Origin of the sequence: Nocardiopsis exhalans, from assembly GCF_024134545.1 — a bacterium.
In the GTDB taxonomy this organism is placed as follows: Bacteria; Actinomycetota; Actinomycetes; order Streptosporangiales; family Streptosporangiaceae; genus Nocardiopsis; species Nocardiopsis exhalans.
Genome location: NZ_CP099837.1, coordinates 5642168 through 5654824, shown reverse-complemented (window position 1 = coordinate 5654824; position 12657 = coordinate 5642168). Strand labels below are relative to the sequence as shown.

General features: G+C 69.7%; 8 protein-coding genes. 2 read left to right on the top strand and 6 right to left on the bottom strand.

Going from position 1 to position 12657, the window contains the following annotated elements; all coding sequences use genetic code 11:
• Nucleotides 1-28 precede the first annotated feature (28 nt).
• The gene (locus NE857_RS24980; protein WP_254417917.1) at nucleotides 29-721 is read left to right on the top strand and encodes a GNAT family N-acetyltransferase; all 693 of its coding nucleotides are present in this window, start codon (nucleotides 29-31) and stop codon (nucleotides 719-721) included.
• A gap of 130 nt (nucleotides 722-851) precedes the next feature.
• On the opposite strand, the gene NE857_RS24975 is transcribed toward NE857_RS24980, so the two are convergent.
• Nucleotides 852-1076: a DUF7455 domain-containing protein gene (locus tag NE857_RS24975; RefSeq protein WP_026116999.1), complete on the bottom strand. Its 225-nt coding sequence runs from the start codon at nucleotides 1074-1076 to the stop codon at nucleotides 852-854.
• Between the two features lie 495 nt (nucleotides 1077-1571).
• On the opposite strand from NE857_RS24975, the gene NE857_RS24970 reads away from it, so the two are divergent.
• On the top strand, nucleotides 1572-3677 hold the full coding sequence (locus NE857_RS24970; RefSeq protein WP_254417916.1) for a DNA gyrase/topoisomerase IV subunit B: 2106 nt from the start codon (nucleotides 1572-1574) through the stop codon (nucleotides 3675-3677).
• A 760-nt stretch (nucleotides 3678-4437) separates the two neighbouring features.
• On the opposite strand, the gene cds1 is transcribed toward NE857_RS24970, so the two are convergent.
• The 5 genes from cds1 to NE857_RS24945 all read right to left on the bottom strand — a co-directional run bounded on the left by cds1 (nucleotide 4438) and on the right by NE857_RS24945 (nucleotide 12446).
• The gene (gene cds1 / locus NE857_RS24965; RefSeq protein ID WP_017583385.1) at nucleotides 4438-5574 is read right to left on the bottom strand and encodes an L-cysteine desulfhydrase Cds1; all 1137 of its coding nucleotides are present in this window, start codon (nucleotides 5572-5574) and stop codon (nucleotides 4438-4440) included.
• Nucleotides 5575-5689: 115 nt separating this feature from the next.
• Complete coding sequence (locus tag NE857_RS24960; RefSeq protein ID WP_017583384.1) at nucleotides 5690-6016, bottom strand: tetratricopeptide repeat protein; 327 nt, start codon at nucleotides 6014-6016, stop codon at nucleotides 5690-5692.
• Between the two features lie 180 nt (nucleotides 6017-6196).
• Nucleotides 6197-6727: a beta-class carbonic anhydrase gene (locus NE857_RS24955; protein ID WP_254417915.1), complete on the bottom strand. Its 531-nt coding sequence runs from the start codon at nucleotides 6725-6727 to the stop codon at nucleotides 6197-6199.
• A 90-nt stretch (nucleotides 6728-6817) separates the two neighbouring features.
• The gene (locus tag NE857_RS24950; protein WP_254417914.1) at nucleotides 6818-9313 is read right to left on the bottom strand and encodes a DNA gyrase/topoisomerase IV subunit A; all 2496 of its coding nucleotides are present in this window, start codon (nucleotides 9311-9313) and stop codon (nucleotides 6818-6820) included.
• A 214-nt stretch (nucleotides 9314-9527) separates the two neighbouring features.
• Nucleotides 9528-12446 carry a glycosyl hydrolase gene (locus NE857_RS24945; RefSeq protein WP_254417913.1) on the bottom strand — a complete coding sequence of 973 codons (2919 nt, stop codon included), beginning with the start codon at nucleotides 12444-12446 and terminating at the stop codon, nucleotides 9528-9530.
• Nucleotides 12447-12657: the final 211 nt, after the last annotated feature.

Genomic DNA, 12657 nt, shown 5'->3' with positions numbered 1-12657 from the left:
CGACACCAGGGACAGTGAGGGAGCGAACATGCACGCATGGGCGGCACGGGTGACCAGGGACTGGCCCCCGTTCCACAGTGAGTCGCGGGGCGGCTGGCGGTTCGGGCTCGCGGAGGGGTTCACCAAGCGGGCCAACTGCGCCCTGCTGGAGGACCCCGGTGCCGACGTCGCGGAGGTCACCGCGTTCTATCGCGGACACGGGCTGCGTCCCTGCGTGCAGGTGTGGCCGGGGGAGGAGGCCGTGGACGCCCGCCTGGCCGAACAGGGCTACGCGGTGGTGGAGCCCACCCTGGTGCTGGCCCAGGAGCTCACCGAGCGCCCCCAGGGGCCGGGAACGACCCTGGTCTCGGACAGCCCGACGGAGCGCTGGACCGAGCTCTTCGCCGAGACGGGCGTCTCCCCGGAGTGGGCCGACGGCGTCGTGCGCATCCTGAGCGGGGTCACTGCCGCCTACGGGGTCCACGAGAGCGGGGACGGCCGCGGCTGCGCGGTGCTGGACGGGGAGTCGGTGGCGATCTGCGGGATGGTCACCGCCCGCGCCGCACGGGGCCGAGGGGTGGCCGGGGCGATCCTGGCCGACCTGCTGGCCTGGGCGCACGACAAGGGTGCCCGCCGCGCCTACCTGTGCGTGGTCGCCGATAACGAACCCGCCCTGCGGCTGTACCGGGGAGCGGGGTTCGAGGAGGTCTCGCGCTACCACAACCGGGTGCTGGCGAACTGACCTCGGGGGTTACCCCCGAACCGGCCCTGACCCCGCCGGGCATCCGCACCCTCAGCATGAGGACGGCACAACGAGGACGGCGGCCCCCGATACCCCGGGGACCGCCGTCGACGTTTCGTGGTCGTCGTGGCTAACGCTCTTCCGCGTCCTTCTTGCTCTCGATGAGCTTGTCCGTCTCGTCCTGGATGTCCGAGGCGATCTTGCGGAGTGAGTCGTCGTGCTTGCGCATGTGGTGTGCACAGAACAGGAGTTCGCCGCCAGAGTTAAGCAGCACCCGGACGTACGCCTGTGCGCCACAGCGGTCGCAGCGGTCAGCAGCCGTCAGCGGCTGAGTGGGGGCAAGGGTTCCAGTCACTTCGCCATCCTCAATACTCGGCGTTAGTCACCTCTGACAACATCTAACCCGACCCAGACGTTCCCAACCGGGTCCCGTGTACGCCGACAGCGGAATCCGCCCGGTTCGTGCCTGGATGGCACACTTTGGGGCCCTTCTTGATGGACGTCGTTTCTACTCCTTGTTGTACCCCTAAGTAAGGTCCGGCTATCCCCGGAAAACGGGAGTATCCAGGTCGCATCCACCAGAGGTGGTAGTCTCGCGCGGGGCAGGCCCGTCCGACCCTTGCGTCGGTCCGTTCCGACCCCCACGTCGGTCTGTGGAGCCCGTCACAGCGGCCCCGGCGACGACGCCGGCGACCCGCATCCGGGGGACACGACCCCGCCCACACGCGGCCGTGCCACGGCAAAGCTCCCGGCTGGCCGTAGCCTGGCCCCCTCAACCGTCGGTGCGGCGCGGTACAAAGGGCACGCACCGCACAGCCACGATGGCCCTCAATACGCAGGAGATGTCCGAGTGACCGCCTTGACCGCAGCCGTCCACGATCCCGGGGACTACTCCGCCCGGCACCTGTCGGTCCTCGAAGGCCTCGAGGCGGTGCGCAAACGGCCGGGCATGTACATCGGGTCCACCGACAGTCGTGGCCTCACACACTGCATGTGGGAGATCATCGACAACTCCGTCGACGAGGCCCTGGGCGGCTTCTGCGGACGCATCGACGTGACCCTGCACAGCGACGGCTCCGTCTCCGTCAGGGACGACGGCCGCGGTATCCCCGTGGACACCGAGCCCAAGTCCGGCCTGCCCGGTGTCGAGCTGGTCATGACCAAGCTCCACGCGGGCGGCAAGTTCGGCTCCACCTCCTACACCGCCGCCGGCGGCCTGCACGGCGTCGGCGCCTCCGTCGTCAACGCCCTGTCCGCCCGGGTGGACGTGGAGATCGACCGACAGGGCCACACCCACGCCATCAGCTTCCGCCGCGGCATCGCCGGGCGCTTCGCCGGCGACGGCCCCGACGCCGAGTTCACACCGGTCTCCGGCCTGGAACAGACCCGCAAGGTCGCCAAGAAGATCACCGGCACCCGCATCCGGTTCTGGCCGGACATGCAGATCTTCCTCAAGGACGCCGAGATCACCCGGCAGAACCTCCTCGACCGGGCCCGCCAGACCGCCTTCCTCGTGCCCGGGCTGACCATCGCGGTGCGCGACGAGCGCGCCGAGGGCGAGCCCGCCTACACCGAGGACTTCCGCTTCGACGGCGGGGTCAGCGAGTTCTGCACCTTCCTCGCCCCGGACGACCCGGTCAGCGACGTCCTGCGCATCCAGGGCTCGGGCAACTTCACCGAGACCGTCCCGGTACTGGACGAGTCCGGCCACATGGTGCCCGCCGACGTCGAGCGCCGCCTGGACGTGGACGTGGCCCTGCGCTGGGGCACCGGCTACGACACCACCGTGCGCTCCTTCGTCAACGTGATCGCCACCCCCAAGGGCGGCACCCACATCAACGGCTTCGAGCGGGCCCTGGTCCGGGTGATCAACGACCAGCTGCGCGCCACCAAGCTGCTCAAGAACAGCGACGACCCGGTCACCAAGGACGACACCCAGGAAGGGCTGACCGCGGTCGTCACCGTGCGCCTGCCCGAGCCGCAGTTCGAGGGTCAGACCAAGGAGATCCTCGGTACCTCCGCGGCCTCCCGGATCGTCTCCCAGGTGGTCGGCAAGGAGCTCCGCGAGTTCCTCACCTCCACCAAGAAGGCGGAGAAGGCCAAGGCCCGCACCGTCATGGAGAAGGTCGTGGGCGCCGCCAAGGCGCGTCTGGCCGCCCGGCAGCAGCGGGAGACCCAGCGGCGCAAGAACGCCCTGGAGAGCTCGGCCCTGCCCGCCAAGCTGGTGGACTGCCGCAGCGAGGGGCTGGAGCACAGCGAGCTGTTCATCGTCGAGGGTGACTCCGCCCTGGGCACCGCCAAGCTCGCCCGCGACTCGGAGTTCCAGGCGCTGCTGCCCATCCGCGGCAAGATCCTCAACGTGCAGAAGTCCTCGGTCGCGGACATGCTCAAGAACGCCGAGTGCGCCGCGATCCTTCAGGTCATCGGGGCCGGTTCGGGTCGGACCTTCGACCTCGACGCGGCCCGCTACGGTCGCCTGATCCTCATGGCCGACGCCGACGTCGACGGCGCGCACATCCGCTGTCTGCTGCTCACTCTCATCTACCGGTACATGCGGCCGATGCTGGAGGCCGGGCGGGTGTACGCGGCGGTGCCGCCGCTGCACCGCATCGAGCTGACCAACGTTCGGCGCAAGCGCGGGGCCAAGCCCGAGGACCGCTACATCTACACCTACTCGGACGCCGAGCTCGAGCGCACCCTGCTGGACCTGGAGAAGCGCAAGATCTCCTGGAAGGAGCCGGTGCAGCGGTACAAGGGTCTGGGTGAGATGGACGCCGATCAGCTCGCCGAGACCACCATGGACCCGCGCCACCGCACCCTGCGCCGGATCCGGGTGGAGCAGGCCGAGGAGGCCGCGGCCGTGTTCAACCTGCTGATGGGCAACGAGGTGGCCCCGCGCCGCAAGTTCATCCAGGAGGGCGCTCAGGAGCTCGATCTGGAGCGCATCGACGCCTAGGCGGTACCCGAGCGGTACTGACGAGAAGGGCTCGACGCCATTCAGGATGCTGTTGGCGAATCCGCAGCGTTGGGGCCCGGAGAAGCGGAGAGACTGACATGGGGAGGCTTCTCTGTGTCAGGCTCGGGCAGGGCATCCGGCGTGGGGCATTCGGGGTGGGTCTGTGTGCGGCCTGGGGTCTGGGGCCTGGGTTTCGGGTTGCGGTTCCCCCGTTTCCCGCCGCTTGATGGTTGCCGTCTGCGCTGCGCGCGTCAAGGTCGTTCGTCCTCGCTTCGCTGCGGGCGCTCCACCTTGACCCGCTTCGCTGCGACGGCGGTTGGCGGCTGTCGGGAAACGGGGCAGGTGTGGTCGGGGTGGCCAACGGGCCCCAAAGGGCCCAACAGCAACTACCTCGGCCTTCGGCCGGAGCCTTCCCCAGGCCTGCGCGCAACGCCTGGCCGTGTCGCGGCCGGTCATTCGCCCGGACGGAAAAGCGGCAGCGAGGGTTGGGTTCAGCGCTGTGGTGTTGCCCCTGAGGAAGCCAGGGTGTCCGTAACCTCCGTCTGAGGCTGTCCGCTGCTTCCGAAACCCCCTCACCCCCGGTGATCTTGCTACCAGAGGCAAGTTCGGCGCTGATTTCGCTTCTGGTAGCAAGATCATCTTTGAAAAGGGGGCCGAAACTGTAGGCCCCAGGCCCCAGGCCCCAGGCCCCACCGCGGAATTAACCAACAGCGTCCCATTCAGGCGTGGGCCCTTCCCGCTGTCTGCTGACGGTCCCCGCTCAGGGGGCCTTCGGCGGCTCCCAGACCCCGTCGGCGAAGAAACGGTCGATGGCGGCCCGGTAGGGGGTGGGGTCAAGGCCCCGCTCCGACACCCAGTCGTCGTTGTAGTAGCTGTGCTGGTACCTTTCGCCGCCGTCGCAGATCAGGGTGACCACGCTGCCCCTGCGGCCCTCACGGAGCATCCTGGCGACCAGGTGCCACACGCCCCACAGGTTGGTGCCGGTCGAACCGCCCGCGCACCGGCCGGTGAGGTCGTTCAGGTGACGCATCGCGGCGATGCTCGCGGCGTCCGGCACCGGCATCATCAGGTCGATCACCGAGGGCACGAAACTCGGCTCCATGCGGGGGCGGCCGATGCCCTCGATCCTGGAGGGCATACCGGTGGCGTAGTCGGCGGCACCGGTCACCCAGCCGGGGAAGAACGCCGAGTTCTCCGGGTCCACCACGGCCAGGCGTGTGTGCAGGCGCCGGTAACGCAGGTAGCGCCCGATGGTCGCCGAGGTGCCGCCCGTGCCCGCGCCCACCACGACCCAGTCCGGGCAGGGGTGGCGCTCCATGGCGAGCTGCTCGAAGATCGACTCGGCGATGTTGTTGTTGCCCCGCCAGTCCGTGGCCCGCTCGGCGTAGGTGAACTGGTCCATGTAGTGACCGCCGGTCTCGGCGGCCAGGCGCTCGGCCTCGGTGTACATGTCCGGGGGGTTGTCCACGAAGTGGCAGCGGCCGCCGTAGCGCTCGATCAGCGCGATCTTCTCCGGGCTGGTCTTGCGCGGCACCACCGTGATGAAGTCCAGCCCGATCAACTGGGCGAAATAGGCCTCCGAGACCGCCGTGGAACCCGAACTGGCCTCCACGATCGTGGTCCCCTCGGTGATCCACCCGTTGGCCAGCCCGTACAGGAACAGTGACCGCGCCAGCCGGTGCTTCAGACTGCCGGTGGGGTGCACCGACTCGTCCTTGAGGTACAGGTCGATGCCCCATTCCGGGGGCAGCGGGAACACGTGCAGGTGGGTGTCGGCCGAACGGGTGTCGTCCGCGATCACCTTCCGGACGGCCTCGTCGGCCCAGGACCGGACGCTGTCGGAACATCGGTCGACCCAGGGGACCCCCGGGTCTGGACTGTCTGCGGTGGGAGCCATGCCTTGCAGGTTATCCGGCACTCGACCGGGCCGATCCCGACGATCCCGCCGGAGCGGACCGCTCCGCGCACACGAAGGGCCGGGTCGCGGGGACCCGGCCTCGCGGCGGGGGTGGTCAGTCCAGGGAACCGCCGGTCATCACCGAGTACATGCGGCGGTAGGTGGCCGCCTCCTCGTGGCGGCTCTGCCGCTCCAGTGTGCGGGCCAGAGCGATATGCGCCCAGTTGTCCACCGGGTCGAGCTCGATGAGTTTGCGGAAGGTCGACTCTGCCTTGTTGAGCTGAGCGGACTGGAAATAGGCGCGCCCCAGCAGTTCCAACAGGGAACGGCTGCCCGGTTCGTTCTCCACGACGGGTTCCAGTGTGCGGGCGGCGTAGATGGGGTCGCCCAGCTCCAGGAACATACGGGCCTGGTTGAAGGTGTCGTAGGTGCTCTCTTCCACGGTGCTCCTCTCGACGGTGTCACACCGTCCCGGGTCCCAACGGTCACGGGGGTGATCGCATTCCCGGGGGATGGACGAGGCGGGTGTGGGGCCCGGGGGGGGCGGGCGGTTCGACCACCCACAGGAGTGATCCCCGCGCCGGACCGCCACGACACCTTCACCGACGGAGCGGAGCCCGGATCAGAGGCCGGCCGGGGTGACCTTCCCGCTGTCCACGTCGTAGATCGCACCGGCCACCGGCAGGCCCTTGGGCAGCAGAGGGTGGTGCCTGATGCGCTCCAGGTCGTGCTTGAGCGCGCCCAACTGGTCGTTGTCGGTGTGGAACTCCAGGCTGCGGGTGTCCACCCCGTACTCGCTCATGATGAGGTCGTGCACGACGTCGTCGTTCTCCACCGAAGCCATCTTGCAGCGGGTGTGCGGCAGGACCAGCACGCGTTCGACCCCCAGCAGGTACACGGCCAGGACCAGGGTGCGCAGGGTGTCGTCGGTGACCCGGGCGCCCGCGTTCCGCAGGATCTTCGCGTCACCCGGCTTCAGGCCGAGCATGTCCAGCGGTTCGATCCTGGAGTCCATACAGGTCACCAGGGCGAGGCCGCGTGCCGCCAGCGGCTTGAGACCGCCGAGTGAGAACTCCTCGATGTACGCGGCGTTGGCGCCGAAGACGTCGTCGAAAGGCCCTGGGGGAGGGGTGGCGTCGGTGCTAGCGCTCACTTCGTGTAACTCCCTATGTCTGTCTCGGGTGCGCGGCGATGCCGTGCACACAGGTAAGCACACCCGTGTGCACGGCACGTTGCGCGAAACTCAGGCGCCCGGCCCGGGAGCGGTGATCCCGGAGTCGGTCTGGCCGCTACCGACCGTGGCGATGGGACTCGTCAGAGCCTCCCCCGAGCCGTCCCTGCGCTCGGTCAGGTCCGGCAGCCGGACCTGCTTGCCGTCGGCCCGCGAAGCGCGGGCCGGGGCGCGTCCCACCCACGCGAACAGCAGGGTGTCCTCGCCCTTCAGGTAGCGGTGGCAGCGTACACCGCCGGTGGCCCGGCCCTTTGACGGGTAGGCGGCGAACGGGGTGACCTTGGCCGATCCGGACTGCGTGCCCTCCAGGGCGCTGCTGCTGCCCGAGACGGTCACCACGATCGAGTCCTCGGGGCTGGAGACCGCGCCGAACCACAGCACGCGGGCCTCGTCGGACAGGCGCACCCCGGCTACACCGCCCGCCTGGCGGCCCTGCGGGCGGGTGGTGGCGGCCGAGAAGCGCAGCAGCTGCGCCTCGGAGGTGACGAATACCAGGTCCTCCTCGCCGGTGGACAGCTGGGTGACGCCGATCACCCGGTCCTCGTCCTTGAGCGTGATGATCTCGAAGTCGTCCTTGTTGGGCGGGAAGTCCGGTGCGACGCGCTTGACCACACCGCCCACGGTGCCCACGGCGAATCCGGGGCCCGTGGCGTTCATGGACACCACCGACACCACGCGCTCACCCTCGTCGAGCTGGACGAACTCACCCACGTCCAACCCCGAGGCCAGGGGCGGGCGTTCCGGCTCGCCCTCGCCGTCCTCGGGGAGTTCGGGCAGCTCCACCACCGGGACGCGGATCATCCGGCCCAGGTCGGTGACGAACCCGATGTCCGAGCGGGAGGTGGTCGGGATCGAAACCTCGATCGCGTCGTGCGGGGCGCGCAGGCCCGCGTACACGCGCGGCGGGGTCGCGCCCTTGGTCCGGGCGATGCGGCCGTCCACGCCCAGCAGCACGTGGCAGGGCTGGTCGGCCATCTCCAGCGGGATCACCGCGGCGCGGGCCGCGCCGTCGGCCTCGCGCAGCTGGGTGCGGCGCGGGGTGGCGAACTTCTTGGAGACGTCGTTGAGCTCCTTGGAGACCACCCGGCGCAGCTTCTTGTCCGACTCCAGGATGGAGGTGAGCTCCTCGATCTCCTGGTTGAGCTTGTCCCGCTCGGTCTCCAGCTCCAGCCGGTCGAAGCGGGTCAGCCGGCGCAGCGGGGTGTCGAGGATGTAGCGCGCCTGGATCTCGGACAGCTCGTAGGCGCCCATGAGGGACTCACGGGCCATGGCGGTGTCGTCGGCCTCGCGGATGAGCGCGATGACGCGGTCGATGTCGAGCAGAGCGACGAGCAGCCCGGCGACCAGGTGCAGGCGCTCCTGGCGCTTCTTGCGGCGGTGCTCGCTGCGGCGGCGGACCACCTCGAGGCGGTGGTTGACGTAGACCTCGAGCAGTTCGCGCAGGCCCAGGGTCTGCGGTTGGCCGTCGACCAGGGCCACGTTGTTGATGCCGAAGGTCTCCTCCATCGGCGTGAGCCGGTAGAGCTCCTCCAGGACCGCCTCGGGGTTGAAGCCGTTCTTGAGCTCGATGACCAGGCGCAGGCCCTGGTTGCGGTCGGTCAGGTCCTTCAGGTCCGAGATGCCCTGGAGCTTCTTGGACTGCACCAGCTCCTTGATGCGGCTGATGACCTTCTCGGGGCCGACGCTGTAGGGCAGCTCGGTGATGACCAGGCCGGTGCGGCGCGCGGAGACCTTCTCGATGGCGACGGTGGCGCGGGTCTTGAAGGTGCCGCGGCCCTTGCGGTAGGCGTCGCGGATGCCGTCGAGGCCGACGATGCTGCCGCCGGTGGGCAGGTCGGGGCCGGGGACGAACTCGGTGAGCTCCTCCAGGGTGGCCTCGGGGTTGGCGATCAGGTGGCGGGCGGCCGCGATGACCTCGCCCAGGTTGTGCGGGGCCATGTTGGTGGCCATGCCCACGGCGATGCCGGAGGCGCCGTTGACCAGGAGGTTGGGGAAGGCCGCGGGAAGGACCTCGGGTTCGGTCTCCTGGCCGTCGTAGTTGGGCTTGAAATCGACGACGTCCTCTTCGATGGAGGACACGAGCAGCTCGGCGGCGCTGTCCAGACGGGCCTCGGTGTAGCGCATGGCCGCGGGCGCGTCGTCGCCGCCCAGCGAACCGAAGTTGCCGTGGCCGTCGACCAGGGGCACGCGCATGGCGAAGGACTGGCTCAGCCGCACCAGGGCGTCGTAGATGGCGGAGTCGCCGTGGGGGTGGAGCCGACCCATCACCTCCCCGACGACACGGGCGCACTTGACGTGCCCGCGGTCGGGCCGCAGGCCCATCTCGTTCATCTGGTAGAGGATGCGCCGTTGGACCGGTTTCATACCGTCACGCGCGTCGGGCAGCGCGCGTTGGTAGATCACCGAGTACGCGTACTCCAGGAAGCTGCCGCGCATCTCCTCGGAGACGTCGATGTCGATGATCTTCTCGGCGAGATCCTCGGGGGGACGGGAAGTAGTACGGGCCATGTCCGTAATTCTGGCCTGTGCCAGAGACTGAAACGTACGGGGGCGCGTGGTTGGGCGTGTGTGAGTCGTGCGACTGGGGGGTTTCGCACGGTCTGCGGGGAGGGTTTTCCTCCCCGTGGCCAGACGGGGAGGAACGCCTCCGAGCGGTGGCGGGGCCGCTCGGAGGCGGCCCCGCCCAAGGGGAGGAAGCGGGGGCGCGCGGACGCGCGGACGGTCAGTCGGTGAAGGGAATGCCCAGTGTGGCGCCCTCGTGGCCGCCGACGCGGACCTGTGAGGCCTGGCCGCCCAGGGCGCTCCAGATCTCCACGCGCACGGATCCGCCGTCCAGGTCCGCGAATGGTCCGTCGCTGGAACTCACGCCCTGAGCCTGGGTGTAGTTCTCCCAGCCGGGCAGGTCGTCGGTGACGAAGTAGTGGTAGATCTCCTCCCGGTCGTGTGAGCCGTCACCGTCGAAGTCGAAGGAGACCCGCACCTGAACGGCGTTGCCGATCCCGTTTCCGGAGTCCACCGGCAGGGCGAAGGACGTGGAGCCGCCGGTGAAGGACCCGGTGAGGTCCTCGACTTCGAGCACCACGCTGTTCGAAGGCGGGGTGCCGTCGTGGTTCTGCCCGTTCGCGTCCGGCACCGTGATCGTGCTCTCGGTGCCGCTCGGGCTGGTGGAGAGCGCCGTGCCCGTCAGGTGGAGGGCGCCCTCGCCCACGTTGCCCTCACCCGGTCCGGGTCCGGGGTCCGGGTCGTCCCCGTTGCCGGGGTCGCCTCCGCCGCCCTCTCCCACGGTGGAGCCCAGGGATCCCGGCTCGACCTGGAGCGTTGTGCCGTCGGAGAAGGTGACCGTGAGCGGTGACGAACCCGGGTTGAAGGCCGTGTAGGCGCGTTCGGTGCCGTTGTCGAACACCGCGTAGTGGGCGGTGTCCGCGGTCACGGACACGTCCACGGTGCCGACCTCGGCGAGGGTGGAGACCCACTGGTAGGTGTGCGGCTTGGAGCCGCCCGCCTCGGGTTCGTAGGTGTCCCACTGCTCCTCGAACATCCGCAGGGCGTCCTCGCCGTCGGAGAGCGCGCGGTGCGCCCAGTGGATGTCCCGCCAGATCTCGGGCTCCCCGCCGAGCTTGGCCACGAGGGACTCGTGCATCGCCCCGGCGTGCTCGGGGTCGTGCCCCAGGTACAGCGAGCCCGCGGTGATGGGCAGGTAGTTGATGCCGTAGTGCTCCTCGTGGCCGCCGTCCCACCAGATGCGGTAGTCGCCGCCGTCGCCCCAGACCATGCCGACGACGTCCTCTGGGTAGTCCTCGGGGAAGGTGTCGCCGCCCGCGTTCTGCCAGTAGCGGGCGATGGTGGAGGCCTGGGTGGTGTGCAGGTACACGCCGAGGTCGCGCAGTTCCTCGTCGCCGGTCAGCGCGCCGAAGTGGGCGGTGGCGGCGGCGAAGTGCATGCCCTCGGAGGAGGACTCCTGGTTGTTGCCCGCGGCGAACCCGGCGTGCCCGGAGGCCCAGCCGTGCCCGGCGTAGGGGGAGAAGGAGCGCAGGCGCGGGAACATGTCGCCGTCGGGGTCGGTTCCGGCCACGTCCTGGATGAGCAGGCGGATCATGCCGCCCCAGGCGTCCTCGTCGGCCCAGTCGCGATCGTAGCGGGCGACAACGGCGGCGGCCGAGACGAAGTAGCCGTAGTGGAAGTCGTGGTCGTTGAGCTCGGTGGCGGCCCCGAAGCTGTCGGGGTAGCCGAGCATGGTGCCCCACTCGGCGTCGTAGTGGAACTGGCGGGTCCCGCCCGCGGTCAGCCAGTCCTCCAGGCGTCCCTGGACCAGCGACAGCAGTTCGTCGCGGGCCTCGGTGTGGCCGATGGAGTCGGCGACGGGGATCAGCTGGGCCAGACGGCCCATGGCTTTGCCGTCCCAGTAGGTGTCACCGGGCTCGGGGAAGAGCTCCTCCCCGGCGAGGACCTCGTCGATCAGGGCGGCCATCCGGTCGTGGTCGGCGCTGTCGACGGTGGGCAGGCTGGGCATGATGCCCTGGGTGGTGAGCTCGGTGGTGAAGGAGGTGCCCTCGGACACCCGCATCTCACCGCGCGGCGAGACGTAGGCGAGGTCGGTGAGATCGCCGCTGACATGTGCCCACTGGTGGGGGTAGAGCGCGGTGAGGGTGCCGGTCTCCTCGCCCTCCCTGGCCTCGGTCTGGAGCTGGTAGGTGCTGGTGAGGGTGGCCGCGGACTCGTCGTAGTCGTACTCCACGAGGGAGCCGGTGACGTGGGAGTGGGCGTAGGGGGCGAAGGCGTCCAGGTCCTCGGGCGAGGGCAGGACGGCCGCCGAGTAGTACCCGTCGTCCCCGGTGTCGGCGGTGAGCGTGTCACCGGAGACGGTCCAGGGGGAGCCCGAGGGCGAGAAGAGGGCGTAGTGGCGGCCGTTGACGGTGGCGCCGATGGTGGAGCCGTCCTCGTGCCAGATGTCGGGGGAGCTCTGGAAGGTCACCTCGGCGGCGGCACCTGCGGTCTCGGCGTAGGCGAAGGCAAGCCCCTGGCCGATGGTGACGCGCAGCTGGGCCCCGCCGCCCTCCCAGTGCGCGGTGACCGTCCAGTCGCCGCTGTCGGCGGTGCGGGTGTCGGGGGAGTCCAGTCCGGCGGCGCCGAGGGTGAGGTCGGTGACGGCGGTGTACTCGTACTTGAGGTCGTCGCCCACGAGCCGGTGGGAGTCGGGGTAGCCCATGTCGAGCCCGCCCGAGTGGGGGTTGAAGCTCAGGGGGTGGGCGAAGAGGTTCTCGCCGTGCGGGTTGTCGGGGTAGCGCTGGAAGATCAGCGAGGACCACCACTCGTTGGTGGGAGCCGGGCCGGTGTGGTCGTCGGTCACCTTCGGGGAGACCGGGGCGCCGTTGAGGTCGGAAGGGCCGGAGGTGCCTGCGGGGCGGGTGGTGGTGTAGCTGCCCGAGCCGACCGGCACCTCGGCGGAGCTGTCGGCGGAGGCCGGGGCGGCGCCCGTGCCGGTACCGGTGACCGCCAGGGTCGCACCGCCGACCACCAGGGCGGAGGCGGTGGCGAGCAGGCCCAGGGCGGCGCGGGTCCGGGGGCGCGCGTGCCCGGGGTCTGCTTGTGGGGACCCGTGGGGGGCCGGATCGGGGGAGGGGCGGCCTCGTGGTTGTGCCATCGCTTGCCTTTCATGAGCCTTCAGGTGAACTACTCACATTCGGGAGCGCTCCCATAGAATGTGGGCCTTGACGCTGAGTGTTCAGGCGACTTCGCGAGAGCGCAATGGCACATATCTGGAAAGTTTCCATTCTGTTACTGGGGTGGCCTTGTGGGGGAAAGTGGGACCGGGTGCCGAACCGTATTCGTGTTCCACCGGGGGCTGTGGGTGC

Excerpts from the sequence above, each read along its gene's own strand:
- cds1 (WP_017583385.1), bottom strand. The coding sequence starts at position 5,574 with ATGGCTCCCACCGCAGACAGTCCAGACCCGGGGGTCCCCTGGGTCGAC.
- NE857_RS24945 (WP_254417913.1), bottom strand. The coding sequence starts at position 12,446 with ATGGCACAACCACGAGGCCGCCCCTCCCCCGATCCGGCCCCCCACGGG.
- NE857_RS24950 (WP_254417914.1), bottom strand. The coding sequence starts at position 9,313 with ATGGCCCGTACTACTTCCCGTCCCCCCGAGGATCTCGCCGAGAAGATC.
- NE857_RS24980 (WP_254417917.1), top strand. The coding sequence starts at position 29 with ATGCACGCATGGGCGGCACGGGTGACCAGGGACTGGCCCCCGTTCCAC.